At 41.5% G+C, this 13,391-nt stretch carries 15 protein-coding genes; 1 reads left to right on the top strand and 14 read right to left on the bottom strand.

All coding sequences use genetic code 11. The features are described 5' to 3' along the window. Positions 1-37: 37 nt before the first annotated feature. From acpS to rpoE, 11 genes are all read right to left on the bottom strand, one after another. On the bottom strand, positions 38-418 hold the full coding sequence (acpS, locus tag GW828_RS05185) for a holo-ACP synthase (RefSeq protein WP_273057690.1): 381 nt from the start codon (positions 416-418) through the stop codon (positions 38-40). Then, positions 418-1,155, bottom strand: coding sequence for a pyridoxine 5'-phosphate synthase (pdxJ, locus tag GW828_RS05180; protein ID WP_124017113.1), 738 nt, complete (start codon positions 1,153-1,155; stop codon positions 418-420). The genes acpS and pdxJ overlap by 1 nt, the downstream gene beginning before the upstream one ends. A gap of 110 nt (positions 1,156-1,265) precedes the next feature. Then, complete coding sequence (gene recO / locus GW828_RS05175) at positions 1,266-1,979, bottom strand: DNA repair protein RecO (protein WP_165870134.1); 714 nt, start codon at positions 1,977-1,979, stop codon at positions 1,266-1,268. 45 nt (positions 1,980-2,024) lie between these two features. Next, a complete protein-coding gene (era, locus tag GW828_RS05170; protein WP_124017111.1) occupies positions 2,025-3,029 on the bottom strand; it encodes a GTPase Era in 1,005 nt (334 codons plus the stop codon). Further along, on the bottom strand, positions 3,026-3,706 hold the full coding sequence (gene rnc, locus GW828_RS05165; protein ID WP_124017110.1) for a ribonuclease III: 681 nt from the start codon (positions 3,704-3,706) through the stop codon (positions 3,026-3,028). Before rnc ends, era begins: the two co-directional genes overlap by 4 nt. After that, positions 3,706-4,620, bottom strand: coding sequence for a signal peptidase I (gene lepB, locus GW828_RS05160; protein WP_182698330.1), 915 nt, complete (start codon positions 4,618-4,620; stop codon positions 3,706-3,708). The genes rnc and lepB overlap by 1 nt, the downstream gene beginning before the upstream one ends. Before the next feature lie 187 nt (positions 4,621-4,807). Continuing rightward, positions 4,808-6,598 carry a translation elongation factor 4 gene (gene lepA / locus GW828_RS05155; RefSeq protein ID WP_273057689.1) on the bottom strand — a complete coding sequence of 597 codons (1,791 nt, stop codon included), beginning with the start codon at positions 6,596-6,598 and terminating at the stop codon, positions 4,808-4,810. Positions 6,599-6,812: 214 nt separating this feature from the next. After that, the gene (locus GW828_RS05150) at positions 6,813-7,283 is read right to left on the bottom strand and encodes a SoxR reducing system RseC family protein (RefSeq protein ID WP_165870133.1); all 471 of its coding nucleotides are present in this window, start codon (positions 7,281-7,283) and stop codon (positions 6,813-6,815) included. 208 nt (positions 7,284-7,491) lie between these two features. After that, a complete protein-coding gene (locus tag GW828_RS05145; RefSeq protein ID WP_124017106.1) occupies positions 7,492-8,424 on the bottom strand; it encodes a MucB/RseB C-terminal domain-containing protein in 933 nt (310 codons plus the stop codon). 48 nt (positions 8,425-8,472) lie between these two features. Continuing rightward, the gene (locus GW828_RS05140) at positions 8,473-9,072 is read right to left on the bottom strand and encodes a sigma-E factor negative regulatory protein (protein WP_124017105.1); all 600 of its coding nucleotides are present in this window, start codon (positions 9,070-9,072) and stop codon (positions 8,473-8,475) included. A gap of 26 nt (positions 9,073-9,098) precedes the next feature. After that, entirely contained in the window at positions 9,099-9,677 is a 579-nt protein-coding gene (gene rpoE, locus GW828_RS05135) for an RNA polymerase sigma factor RpoE (RefSeq protein ID WP_124017104.1), read from the bottom strand. 233 nt (positions 9,678-9,910) lie between these two features. On the opposite strand from rpoE, the gene nadB reads away from it, so the two are divergent. Next, positions 9,911-11,527, top strand: coding sequence for an L-aspartate oxidase (nadB, locus tag GW828_RS05130; protein ID WP_182698329.1), 1,617 nt, complete (start codon positions 9,911-9,913; stop codon positions 11,525-11,527). A gap of 31 nt (positions 11,528-11,558) precedes the next feature. On the opposite strand, the gene GW828_RS05125 is transcribed toward nadB, so the two are convergent. From GW828_RS05125 to nhaR, 3 genes are read right to left on the bottom strand one after another with little or no spacing between them, the layout of a single operon-like run. Then, positions 11,559-11,978 carry a protein YgfX gene (locus tag GW828_RS05125; protein ID WP_182741367.1) on the bottom strand — a complete coding sequence of 140 codons (420 nt, stop codon included), beginning with the start codon at positions 11,976-11,978 and terminating at the stop codon, positions 11,559-11,561. Positions 11,979-12,015: 37 nt separating this feature from the next. Continuing rightward, positions 12,016-12,264 carry an FAD assembly factor SdhE gene (locus GW828_RS05120; protein WP_124017101.1) on the bottom strand — a complete coding sequence of 83 codons (249 nt, stop codon included), beginning with the start codon at positions 12,262-12,264 and terminating at the stop codon, positions 12,016-12,018. 29 nt (positions 12,265-12,293) lie between these two features. Then, positions 12,294-13,217, bottom strand: coding sequence for a transcriptional activator NhaR (nhaR, locus tag GW828_RS05115; protein ID WP_182698327.1), 924 nt, complete (start codon positions 13,215-13,217; stop codon positions 12,294-12,296). Positions 13,218-13,391: the final 174 nt, after the last annotated feature.

Here is a 13,391-nt window from a genome sequence, read left to right as displayed (position 1 = left end):
CTAATGCGCCTTTGATAAATCATTTAATGTATTGACATCAACTTTCTAATACCACAGTGGCTACTGCATAATGTTGTTCATCGGCAATACTGATAAACCCACAGCGACCGCTTAACTGTTCTAGTCTTGCTAATGCTCCATCAGTAAAGCGGATTGAAGGCGCACCGTTAGCATCATTATCGATATGAATATGTTGAAACGACACTCCTCTGCCTATTCCGGTACCTAACGCTTTGGCAGCGGCTTCTTTGGCTGCAAAACGTTTCGCTAGAAATCGCTCAGGCTGCTTTGATTGCAAGTAAGTCGCAAGCTCAGACTCTGTAAGCACTCTTTTGGCTAATCTATCACCAAGGCGCTGTCGTTGCTCACCGATGCGGGCAATCTCTACAATATCTGTGCCGATACCAACAATTGCCATTACTCGCCTCTGCGGCCTGCAAGCATGAGTTGCTTCATATCTCTAACGGCAGTATCTAAACCATCAATAGCGGCTCTGGCAATCACAGCATGACCTATATTAAGCTCATAAAGCTCAGGAATAGCCGCGATGGCCTTAACATTGTGATAATGCAAACCGTGCCCCGCATTAACCACTAAACCTTTACTGTGAGCATATTGTGCCATTTCAGTAATACGCGCTAACTCATCTGCCTGCTCAGCATCAGTGATCGCATCAGCATAACAACCGGTATGGATCTCAATGTAAGGTGCGCCAGATAAAACTGCTGCATCAATTTGCGTTTTGTCGGCATCAATAAACAATGACACTTTAATACCTTCTGCAGCCAAACGAGTGACGGCTGAGCGGATCTTCTCTAACTGACCAGCAACATCAAGGCCACCTTCAGTTGTGAGCTCTTCGCGTTTCTCTGGGACTAAACAGGCATAGGCTGGTTTTATATCACAAGCGATGGCAATCATTTCTTCAGTGACGGCAAACTCGAAGTTCATTCTGGTCTTCAATGTTTTTGCCAATAAATACACATCGCGGTCTTGAATATGGCGACGATCTTCACGTAAATGTATGGTGATCCCATCGGCGCCAGCATGTTCTGCTACTGCCGCTGCGTGAACAGGATCGGGGTAATGAGTACCGCGAGCTTGGCGCAATGTCGCGATATGATCGATGTTAATGCCTAATAGTATTCCGCTCACATCGAGCTCCTTAACGTAATAAATAACACAATAATGACTTATGCTTACCAAGCTTTATATGCGGTTTAGACCGTGCTTGGTTCACGTATTAAATCTAAAAAAACATTATACTAATCCGTTTTTTTAGTGAATAACTGTCTGCTTAATAACGGTTTATTACCCAATAATGGCGTAAGTAAATAACGCATTAATCCTTTGGCTTGATTAAACTGTTCAGGTTGTAACTCTTGCGATGCCAATGCTAGCAACATGGCCCCCGATAAACTGCCTTTGCCATGAGTAAAATGACTCTCTTGGCTTGTTAAAATAGGTATAAAGCCACTCTGGGCAATAAATCGATAGTGACAATTATTATCGAGTAAATCACCTTGTGTATCATAGGCAAGAGAAGGCAGCGCACCTAACTCTAATAACAGTGCCATTTCGAAATAACGCAGGTGACTTGAGCAAAACTGTTTAGCTAATGCGAGTAATGCGCGGTGGTAATCTAAAAATATCCCTTCAGCTTGGTGCTCCACGGACAATAAACGAACTAATAATTCATTTAAATAGAAACCTGAATAAAGACTATTACCGCTTAAGGGCATCGCGGGCGCTGCAGACTCAATTTGGGTAATGTTTTTTAACCCTAAATTTTTGGACTCAGATTTGGTGCTAAACTGGATTATGAGTGGTTGAAAAGGTTGTAATATGCTTTTAATCGACCGTTTACCCGAGCCAACTCGAGTGATGGCATCAACGCGCCCTTCGCCCTCAATTAGCAAATTAACAATCACGCTCGATTCGCGAAATTGTCGATGATGAAGCACATAGCCACGTTTCATAGTGGCCATGTCTATAAACTAACAATCAATAACGCTAAAGTCGATTTAGTTATCGCCATAGCCTAAACTTCTCAATGCACGTTCATCATCAGCCCAACCTGATTTGACTTTTACCCATACTTCAAGGAAAACTTTATTCTCAAATAGGGTTTCCATATCTAATCTGGCTTGAGTCGCAATCGTCCGAATACGTTCGCCTTTATTACCAATAACCATGCGTTTTTGGCCTTCACGTTCGACTAAAATTAACGCATTAATTTGGTAAACACCATTCTCCATCATTTTAAACTGTTCAATTTCTACAGTCGCATCATATGGAAGCTCGTCGCCTAAAAAGCGCATCAGCTTTTCGCGAACAATTTCAGATGCCATAAAACGTTGTGAGCGATCTGTCACATAATCTTCAGGGAAGTAAAATGGTGCTTCAGGTAACGACTCGCGCGCCATATCCAAAATGCGTTGTACGTTAGTACCTTTACTGGCTGATATTGGCAAAATCTCATCAAAATCAAATTTTTGTGCTAATTGATTGAGGTAAGGAAATAATGCTTCTTTATCTTTAATATTATCGACTTTATTGATAGCCAAGATGATTTTACGAGCATCATTACGATGTTGTAGCTTTTGTAATACCATCTCATCATCAGCAGTCCATGTCATGCCATCAACCACAAAAATAACCATAGCAACATCAGCTAAAGAACTGGCAGCTGCACGATTCATTAAGCGGTTAATCGCACGTTTTTCTTCAATGTGCAGACCAGGGGTATCAATAAATATAATTTGGCTTGGGCCATCGGTATGGATACCCATGATACGGTGACGAGTCGTTTGCGGTTTCTTTGAGGTAATACTCACCTTTTGACCAAGTAACTTGTTCAAAAGCGTTGATTTACCCACATTTGGGCGACCAACAATAGCCACCATGCCACAATAAGTTACATCGTATTTGGCAGTGGCGACAGGTGCTGCTTGGTTCATCCTTGCTAGCAGTTCATCTAAGCTAGGTTCTTGATTATCACCTGCTGGCAAGTCTGTTTTCTTGGTCATTTATTCAGTAACTCCAATACCTGAGCAGCGGCAAGCTGTTCAGCTTTTCTTCTTGAACTTGCCACACCGGTGACAACTTTATCTAATTCACTAATGCTACATTCTACAGTAAAGGTTTGATCATGCGCTTCGCCTTCTACCGCGACAACTTGGTAATCGGGCAATGGCTTTTTAAAACCTTGCAAATATTCTTGTAAAATAGTCTTGGGATCTTTTTGATTAATGCCCGGCTTTATCTCAGCTAAACGCTCTCGATACCATGATAATAATAGCTTACGGCACACTTCAATGTCGGCATCGAGGTAGACAGCACCAATAATAGCTTCTACTGCATCGGCTAAAATCGATTCGCGTCTAAATCCACCGCTTTTAAGTTCTCCAGGGCCGAGATATAAATAATCCCCTAATTTGAATTCTTTGGCGATTATAGTCAGCGTATCGCCTTTAACTAAGGTCGCACGCATACGACTTAAATCGCCTTCAGTTGCCTTTGGAAACTGATGATATAAGGCATCTGAAATGACTATCGATAAAATCGAATCACCTAAAAACTCTAAACGCTCATTATGTTTATTTGCTGCGCTACGATGAGTTAATGCCTGGATAAGTAATTCAATATTATTAAATTCATAACCTAAAGTACGGCACAAACGCGGCAAATTTTTAATGGGTTCCATCAATGTATTCCACCTACTCTATCAAAACGTACACCGGTTGGTACCCATGCAGGTAACATATCACTCGGCTGACGATCAAATTCAAAACTAATCCAAATTGCTACGGCTTTACCTACAAGATTCTCTTCCGGTACAAAGCCCCAAAAACGGCTGTCGGTACTGTTATCACGATTATCGCCCATGGCAAAATACATTCCCTTAGGCACAACAAACTCACCGGCAGGAAGGCCTGCTTGAGGATAAAAGTGCTGTCTAAAATCAGGTCGTGACGGATCAATTAATATATCGTGTTTAACATCGCCAAGTTGTTCAGTCGAACGAATTAATGGCACGCCATTATGGCTAAACTCTCCACGATTAATTTCGACATGTTCAATCGTTTTTGCCGCAGGACAGTCAACTTGGCTATCACATGCCTCTTGGATCATAAGCTGCTTATTTCGATAGAAAATTTTGTCTCCTGGCAGGCCAACTACACGCTTTATGTAGTCAATCTTTGGATTTTCAGGATATTTGAATACAAATACATCACCACGTTCAGGCTCACCAGTTTCAACCAACTTACTGCGCCATACCGGATCACGTAATCCGTAACTAAACTTTTCAACCAAAATAAAGTCACCGACCAAGAGTGTCGGCATCATAGAGCCAGAAGGAATTTGAAATGGCTCATAAATAAATGAGCGCAGAATCATGACAAAGGCGATGACAGGAAAAATAGAATGCGCCGTTTCAACTAGCACAGGCTCACGAATGATTTTATCGATAGCGTCTGCGCTTAACTGGGTTGAGTTAGCTTGTGCTGCTAATAAGTTTTCACGGCGTTTAGGCGCAAAGAAAACCACATCAATTAACCAAATAAGACCGCTGACCAAGGTTACGAGCACTAAAATAAGCGAAAAATAGGCTGCCATTACTGATTTATCTCCTGCTGGGTGTGTTGGATCCATATGGCTTGAGCAAAGCTCAGAATAACTCAATCCAGTATGGTGATTAACGAATAAACATTCACCCAGTTGAGTGTTACAAAATATATAGTAAAAATAACGATAACGCCGCAATATGCGGCGTTATTCTGCACATAAACTCGATTAATTATTATTAATCGTTTAGCTTCAGTACCGCTAAAAATGCCTCTTGTGGCACCTCAACGTTCCCCACTTGCTTCATGCGTTTTTTACCTTCTTTCTGCTTGTTAAGCAGTTTCTTCTTACGTGAAACGTCACCACCATAACACTTAGCGGTCACATCTTTACGTAATGCTTTAATGCTTGAACGAGCAATAATCTGACTGCCAACAGCAGCCTGAATCGCAATATCGAACATCTGGCGAGGGATTAATTCCTTCATCTTCTCAACCAAAGCCAAGCCGCGATGACGAATATTACTGCGGTGAATAATCATCGCAAGTGCATCAACTCTGTCGCCATTGATTAATATGTCTAGGCGTACCATGTCCGCTGGATCGAAGCGAATAAAGTTATACTCTAATGAAGCATAACCCCGGCTCGTAGACTTAAGACGGTCAAAGAAGTCCATTACCACTTCAGCCATAGGCAAATGATAGGTCACGGCCACTTGATTACCGTGATACACCATGTTGGTTTGCGAACCACGCTTGTCAATACACAAGGTAATCACGTTACCTAGGTATTCTTTAGGCACTAAAATATTGGCTTCAACAATCGGTTCACGAATTTCCTGGATGTTATTCAGCGCAGGTAATCCTGATGGATTATCAACATAAATAGTATCACCGTTATTCATGATAACTTCGTAAACCACTGTCGGTGCTGTAGTGATCAAATCGAGATTATATTCACGCTCTAAGCGCTCCTGAACAATCTCCATGTGCAGTAAACCGAGGTAACCAATGCGGAAACCAAAGCCTAACGCTGAAGATGTTTCAGGTTCAAAAAACAGGGACGCATCATTTAAGCTAAGCTTGTTCAATGCATCGCGGAAGCTTTCATACTCATCAGTCGAAATCGGGAATACACCAGCATAAACCTGGGGCTTAACTCGCTTAAAACCGGGTAATGGTTTGTCTGCGCCATGCTTTGCATGAGTTAACGTATCGCCAACTGGTGCACCATGAATTTCTTTAATACCAGAAATAACATAACCCACTTCACCGGCTCGAAGCTCTGCTTTGTCTTTTTCTTTTGGAGTAAAAATACCAACACGATCAGCGTTATAGTTTTGTCCGGTGGACATCACTTTGAATTTTTCGCCTTTTTTAAGAATGCCATTCTTAATACGAACTAACGACACCACACCAAGGTAAGCGTCAAACCATGAGTCAATAATCAAGGCTTGTAAAGGCGCAGATTCATCACCCACTGGAGGAGGAATTTTTGCAATAATTTCTTCAAGGACTAAATCAACACCGATACCTGTCTTTGCAGAACAGCGCACCGCATCCATGGCATCAATACCAACGATGTCTTCAATCTCTGCAGCGACACGATCGGGCTCAGCCTGAGGCAAGTCAATTTTGTTGAGTACTGGGACAACGTCCAAATTCATTTCTAGTGCAGTATAACAGTTTGCTAATGTCTGAGCTTCTACGCCTTGACCTGCATCAACCACTAATAATGCACCTTCACATGCTGCCAAAGAACGTGAAACTTCATAAGAAAAGTCTACGTGTCCTGGGGTATCAATGAAGTTGAGTAAATAAGTGTTACCATCTTTTGCATGGTAATCTAAGGTGACACTTTGGGCTTTAATCGTAATGCCACGCTCACGTTCTAGATCCATTGAATCTAAAACCTGTGCAGCCATTTCACGGTCAGTTAAGCCGCCACATACCTGGATCAGGCGATCGGATAAAGTTGATTTACCATGGTCGATATGGGCAATAATCGAGAAGTTTCTAATGTGTTTCATTATGCTGCAATGACTACTACTAAATATGATGAAAATCGAGGTGGCAAATTGTACCTGATTAGGGGGTTAATACCAATCAGATTAAACAATAGTATCTATTTTGGTGTAATTGTTGGCCATAAGATGCTGTTTTCAAGCATTGGCTAATGAGTTTACGGACTCAATCAGTCAGTACAAGATGCACCACAGGCTAATAAGTTATCCTTAATAATAACTAGTGGCTCGCACTAATAATGCCCACTTCTTGCCCCAAATAGGCAATGATAACGGGTGTAGCTTGTGCTTCAAGTTGCGCGGCGAAGTGTTTACCAATAAACCAAGCAACCAATGCTCCTAATGCACCAAAAACCATAGCAAAACCATTAGTACTCAATCCTAGGCCAGCGGCTAACATTTGCCCCACTAATGCAGATAGAAACAATCCTAGTAACGGCAATAAATACACTAATGCAGCCGCTTTAATGATAACGCTTTCAGGTAAGCCTATTTTAAGTAAATCACCCTTATGGCAAGGTTTATCACTTGGCAATGAAAAACGTTGCGTTTGAACAGAAAAAGCTTTTGCAATGGTTGATGTGCCACAATTCTCACTGCTAGCGCAATGATTACAGGCACTTTTCAACTCAACTTCAACTGTTGCCCAACCTTGTTGATAATCAACCACTCGGGCAATTTCTTCCATCATAGTCGGTGCCGTTGATTCGGATATTTTACTCGTCATTTTACACACTCAACCGATAAATAATGGAGTAATTTTAGCACAATGCGGCGCAATGACTAAGCAAGTTTACCACTAAGCTATATCATTGATAACGCTCTGCTGGCCCTGAAAACACATAAGCCGTGATACAAGAAGCTCTTGTCACGGCTTATGGTTCAATAAAGCATAAGGGTTACTTTAATACTAAACTATTAGCAATTTTATCTAAGGTTTCTGAAGGCACCTTACCAATAGCCACGACCTCAAGAGTACCTACTTTTACCACTACCATTGATAAGCCATTACGAATAAGTAATTCATTAGGCATAGGGTTTTCTCCTGCACGGGCAACATACACTGAAATATTAGCTAAACCATCAGTTAATGCAATATATTCAACAGGTTCATGAATACCAATTAAACGATGATGATCGCGAACAACCACGTCAAAACCTTCAGGTAACCAAGTAAATTGCCAATTTTTGCCATCAGTGCGTTCAGCTTGATTCATCACTGCTGGCCACTCTTGCTTGGCGGCTTCAATTAAAATATTTGCTGGTTCAGTTAACTCAATAAGTTCAATAACCATGGTTTGTTCAAGCAATTGTTTGTCTTTATTGAGGGTGTCAAAACGTAATGGCAGGTAGGTATCCATATCGATCCACACTTGCGCATCATAACGGTTATCGTCATTAGCCAATAAACGGATCATCTGCCCTGGACGTCCAGCTATACGAGCGCGACCGCCAATAACAAATTGATAGCCTTTTTCGAGTTGATTTAAATCTCCCGCCAACGCCGCAGGCCAAATACCCTGTATGCGAGGAGCCAAAACACTGTAAGCCGGCTGGTCATGTTCTATAAACGTAACTCGATTATCAACTCGTACAGCATTTTTAGGTGAGCCATTGAGGTACTCAAGTAAAGCAACTTCTTTGTTGTCGACAATGCCATGAATATAGACGAGCGGACGAATATGGTCAGCTTGTAGCTGAATAATTGAGGTTTTATATTGTTTATCGTGCATCGCTTGGCTCATGTTATTAAGCCAAGCTTTAGCAGATAAATCTTCTTCAGCGTGTGTTGGAAAGGTTAACGCTAATAGTGCTAGCAGGATAAGGCGCAAGCTAACTCCTAACAAAGTAAGACGTAAGATAAGGTTTATTCCAATTTATTATGGATTTACCGTAGCATCTTGCACGCTATTGTTATCAACAGCAACACCTGGATTTAAGCGTTGTTGCAACATGTGATCTTGAATATAAGCATTAATCCGGCGACGCTGTTCAATCACTTGCTCGTTGGAATAGCTTTGCTGATTTTGTGCTGCACCAGTCTGATAACTTACCGGAGATACACTACCCACTAAAGGACGTGTCATTAACACTGGTAATGGCGATTCTGCATCATTGCTTTGGTTATAATTTTGCACACCAACAATCGCCACCATAGCGACAGTTGCAGCAATAGCATATTGGCCAAACTGCTTGAAAAATGGCACTACATTGGAAGCAGTAGTTCGCTGTTGGTCAACTTCAGTTGATTTGGCTTGAGGCGCGATAATTGTTGGCTCAAGCTCAATCGCTGCAGTGATGCTGGCAAAAAGGTCTAAGTCAATGGTCGCAGGCAGTTCGCCGCGCATTGCATCGCCTATCATATGATAGCGTTGCCATTCATCATGTGAATCAACATCAGCAGAAAGCTGTGCCAATGTTTTATCATCGACTTCACCATCAACTGCTGCAGATACCCATTCTTGACTTGATTTAAGCATTATTCACCTATCTAAGGTTAAGGCTGTTACTTTTCCAGCAAAGGCTGGAGCTGTTTGTCGATTGCTTCTCGAGCACGAAAGATACGCGATCTAACTGTGCCTACTGGGCAATCCATTATATTGGCAATATCTTCATAACTCATGCCGTCTAGCTCTCTGAGCGATATGGCCATTTTTAATTCTTCAGGCAGAGTGTCGAGCGTGTTAAAGATCACTTTACTCATTTGATCTTTCATTAATAATTGCTCTGGTGATGCAAACTCTTTAAGTGCATCACTGCCTTCATAATATTCTGCATCTTCTATATCAACATCGTTTGCAGGTGCTCTGCGCCCTTGCGATGTAAGATGGTTTTTTGCGGTGTTTACCGCAATACGGTACAACCAAGTATAAAATGCACTTTCACCACGAAAGTTTGCTAAAGCTCTGTAAGCTTTAATAAAGGCTTCTTGTGTCACGTCCGCCACGTCCGCTTGATTGCGAACATACCTGGAAATCAAACTCATCACTTTATTTTGATACTTTAGCACTAACAGGTTAAATGCGTTTTTATCGCCTTGCTGTACTCGTTCAACTAATTGTTGATCACTATATTGTCCACTCATCCGAGCCGACTACTCCTAATCTGTAATACTGATTTCTCAGTCGCTCGAATCCTGTTCATATAAGTAGACCTACCAATATGAAGAAAGTTCGATTTTGAATTAAAAAAAGTTAATTTATTTCACTTATCAATAAAATATCTAAGCAAAATCACAATAAAACCCGCTGTAAAAGTACCCTACTTAGGTTATTTGATTTACTATAATAAAACCACTAAGCCACACCATGATACCTGATGAAACAAGCAGTTGAACACCAATGTGACATTTTGATCATCGGCAGCGGAGCTGCTGGACTAACTTTAGCGCTACATCTTGCTGAAAAATCAAAAGTAATTCTTCTTTCTAAAGGCCCGTTATCAGAAGGGTCCACGCTATATGCTCAAGGTGGAATAGCCTCCGTTTTTGATGAAGGCGACACAATTGAGTCACATGTCAACGATACGTTAATCGCTGGTGCCGGATTATGCGATAAATCGGTTGTGACATACACCGCAGAAAACGCCAAAAGCGCAATGCAATGGTTAATAAATTGTGGGGTGGCATTTGATAAAGAAGAAACTTTAGCAGGAGTCGATAATAGCGCGGCACCTTATCACCTTACCCGTGAGGGCGGGCATAGCCATAGACGAATTCTACACTCAGCTGATGCAACCGGTAAAGCAGTACAAACCACATTACAAGAACGAGCCATGGCTCACCCAAACATACAAGTATTAGAACGTTACAATGCGATCGACTTAATCACCACTCGTAAATTACATCGACCGGGTAACCGTGTACTTGGCGCTTATGTGTGGAATCGAGATGAGGAGCATGTTGAAACCGTTAAGGCAAAATTTGTGGCCTTAGCAACCGGCGGCAGTTCTAAAGTTTATCAATACACTTCCAACCCTGATATTGCCAGTGGCGATGGTATTGCTATGGCTTGGCGTGCGGGTTGCCGCATCGCAAACATGGAATTTAATCAATTTCACCCAACGTGTTTATTTCACCCTAACGCGCGAAATTTCTTATTAACCGAAGCATTACGTGGTGAAGGGGCATATTTACGCCGCCCAGACGGTAGCCGCTTTATGCCTGACTTCGATGAACGCGGAGAGCTTGCCCCTCGTGATATTGTCGCCCGCGCAATCGATTATGAAATGAAACGCTTAGGCGCAGACTGTGTTTATCTAGACATCAGCCATAAACCTGCTGATTTTATCATTAAGCATTTCCCCACCATTTATCAACGTTGCCTAGAATTAGGTATTGATATTACTCAAGATCCGATCCCTGCAGTGCCTGCAGCACATTATACCTGCGGTGGTGTGATGACGGATCTTCATGGTCAAACTGACATTAATGGCTTATACGCTATTGGCGAAGTGGCTTACACTGGCTTACACGGCGCTAACCGATTGGCGAGTAATTCGTTACTTGAGTGTTTAGTCTTTGCGCGGGCAGCATCACAGGATATAGAGGGACTGTTACATAAAATTCCAATGCCTTGTCCATTGCCTGTGTGGGATGAAAGTCAAGTCAGTAACTCAGATGAAGAAGTGGTCATTGCCCACAACTGGCATGAACTGCGGTTATTTATGTGGGATTACGTCGGTATTGTGAGAACTGATAAACGATTGGAGCGAGCGCTCAGAAGATGTTTAATGCTGCAACAAGAAATTGAAGAGTATTATTCAAATTTCCGTGTCAGCAACAATTTGTTAGAGTTGCGTAACTTAGTCCAGGTTGCAGAGTTGATTATTCGATGCGCGATGGAGCGAAAAGAGAGTCGAGGACTTCACTATAATATTGATTATCCTGAACAAGTCGACAATCCTAAACCTACTATCTTACAACCTAATCGTTAATCATTATCGGACGATTTACGCTTAAATAAGCTCATTGATGGCTCAATAATAGACGGCACAGATCACGATACGCTGTGTCGTCTAACATATCACTCCACACCAGTAATAACCGCTGCTCTCCAGATTTACTCACCTGTAAAAAAATAATGCACACTAGTGGGCAAATGAACGCTTTTTTGCTTAGGTTGATATTACTCGCTTGTACACCAGTACCGTATAATAGAGTACCAGCCCTCTTATTTCCCAAAGAAAATAAACAACGCCAATGAGACAATCTGCGCCATTCAACAACAAAAATAAGCATTACTACAATAAAAAGTAATGTTTGGATAATGTGGTATATCAGGGAGGAATAACTGGGCCAAGCCAAAAAGCTACTTAAAATAACGGCAAAAAATACTGTTAACCCAGCACGCTGTAAAAACGAAGCACTCAACGCAAATTGCTGCATATGAGTGCTAGTATTAGACGACGAAACGGCTATTGAATTAAGGTGCTGGTCTTCCACGGACTTTTATTATCATATCGGCTAACAATGGATCTTGGCATTGTTCATGCCCCATAAACCAAGCAAATAACTCTGGGTCTTCACACTCTAATAGACGAATAAAGGTATTTTTATCATCATCGGTCATTGCTTCATATTGAGTTTCGACAAAAGGTTGAAACAAGATATCTAATTCTAACATTCCGCGACGACATGCCCAGCGGACACGAGCTATATTCATTAATTCCAACACAAATCTCCTGATGTCTGTATCACAAGTTAGCTTATACGGTTCTCAAAATCTTGTACTTGTTTATCTCGTCCAGCAAATAATTCTCCAAAATCCGTTGCTAATAATGATTTTACCGCGGGATGTTGGATCATTCGCTCAGCGAACATCACATGGTATTCTTCTTTGATGTCAGTTGTTTCACCAAGCAATACCATACCTTGTGACAGTATATCATGACGATAAATAGACGGTGCGACAAAAATACCGCGATTAAAGTAACCAAATGCTTTCATCATTTCGGCATCGTCAAATTCTCCCAAAATACTGACATTAAGATTTTTTTCTGCAAACCAACCGTGTAACTGTTGTCCTAATGAGGTTCGTTTACCTGGGATTAATAATTTACTCTGCTCAAGACAAGCAGGAAAAGGCGTAGAGATAGACTCCGCAGAAAAAAAGCTCACACCACACTCGCCTAACTTTTTCGACAAAATCTCAGGATACTTCAACGAGCCTCCGGCACAATCCGATACAATGATATCCAGCTTATGCTCACGTAAACGTTCAATAAGGCTATCGTGAGTTGACTCATAACAGGCTAAATGTACAGACCCATCGGCAGGAATAACGGTTAATAACACACGGCTCACGAGGGCTTTAGATAATGCATCCGCCACTCCGACCTCGAACAACAAGGAGTCATCTTTTTGATAATTTAAGATATCAAGCATTTCATAGCTAAGACTAAACATCTTATCAGCATAACGAAAGACCAGTTCTCCTAACTCAGTAGCCTCTAAATTGCGCCCTACACGTTTAAACACAGCGCCCTTTAACCTTTCCTCCAATGAACGGATCTGCCCGGTAATGGTTTGAGGTGCAAGACATAATACTTGAGCGGCTTTGGTTACAGAGCCTTTCTTTTGTACCATCCAAAAATAATATAAATGATTATAATTTAAATGCTGCATATCAATTACTAACCCTACAAAAATCACTACAGCTACTATAGCAAATAAACACTTAACTGCGCTGTTGATTAATTGATAGTAGCTGGGCTGTATATCTTAGGTGGTTAACGTGGGTTAGAGAAAACGCGTTAGTGGTTTATTTAACTTAAACTAAGGATAAGATATGACAATACA

The organism is Shewanella vesiculosa, from assembly GCF_009994065.1.
Lineage (GTDB): Bacteria > Pseudomonadota > Gammaproteobacteria > Enterobacterales > Shewanellaceae > Shewanella > Shewanella vesiculosa.
Note: the sequence above shows the minus strand (reverse complement) of the source record. Positions and strands in the feature narration are given on the sequence as shown.

Excerpts from the sequence above, each read along its gene's own strand:
- GW828_RS05125 (WP_182741367.1), bottom strand. The coding sequence starts at position 11,978 with ATGCAGCAATTTGCGTTGAGTGCTTCGTTTTTACAGCGTGCTGGGTTA.
- lepB (WP_182698330.1), bottom strand. The coding sequence starts at position 4,620 with ATGGCAGCCTATTTTTCGCTTATTTTAGTGCTCGTAACCTTGGTCAGC.
- acpS (WP_273057690.1), bottom strand. The coding sequence starts at position 418 with ATGGCAATTGTTGGTATCGGCACAGATATTGTAGAGATTGCCCGCATC.
- rpoE (WP_124017104.1), bottom strand. The coding sequence starts at position 9,677 with ATGAGTGGACAATATAGTGATCAACAATTAGTTGAACGAGTACAGCAA.
- nadB (WP_182698329.1), top strand. The coding sequence starts at position 9,911 with ATGAAACAAGCAGTTGAACACCAATGTGACATTTTGATCATCGGCAGC.
- lepA (WP_273057689.1), bottom strand. The coding sequence starts at position 6,598 with ATGAAACACATTAGAAACTTCTCGATTATTGCCCATATCGACCATGGT.
- recO (WP_165870134.1), bottom strand. The coding sequence starts at position 1,979 with ATGAAACGTGGCTATGTGCTTCATCATCGACAATTTCGCGAATCGAGC.
- era (WP_124017111.1), bottom strand. The coding sequence starts at position 3,029 with ATGACCAAGAAAACAGACTTGCCAGCAGGTGATAATCAAGAACCTAGC.
- GW828_RS05150 (WP_165870133.1), bottom strand. The coding sequence starts at position 7,283 with ATGATGGAAGAAATTGCCCGAGTGGTTGATTATCAACAAGGTTGGGCA.
- rnc (WP_124017110.1), bottom strand. The coding sequence starts at position 3,706 with ATGGAACCCATTAAAAATTTGCCGCGTTTGTGCCGTACTTTAGGTTAT.
- nhaR (WP_182698327.1), bottom strand. The coding sequence starts at position 13,217 with ATGCAGCATTTAAATTATAATCATTTATATTATTTTTGGATGGTACAA.
- GW828_RS05140 (WP_124017105.1), bottom strand. The coding sequence starts at position 9,072 with ATGCTTAAATCAAGTCAAGAATGGGTATCTGCAGCAGTTGATGGTGAA.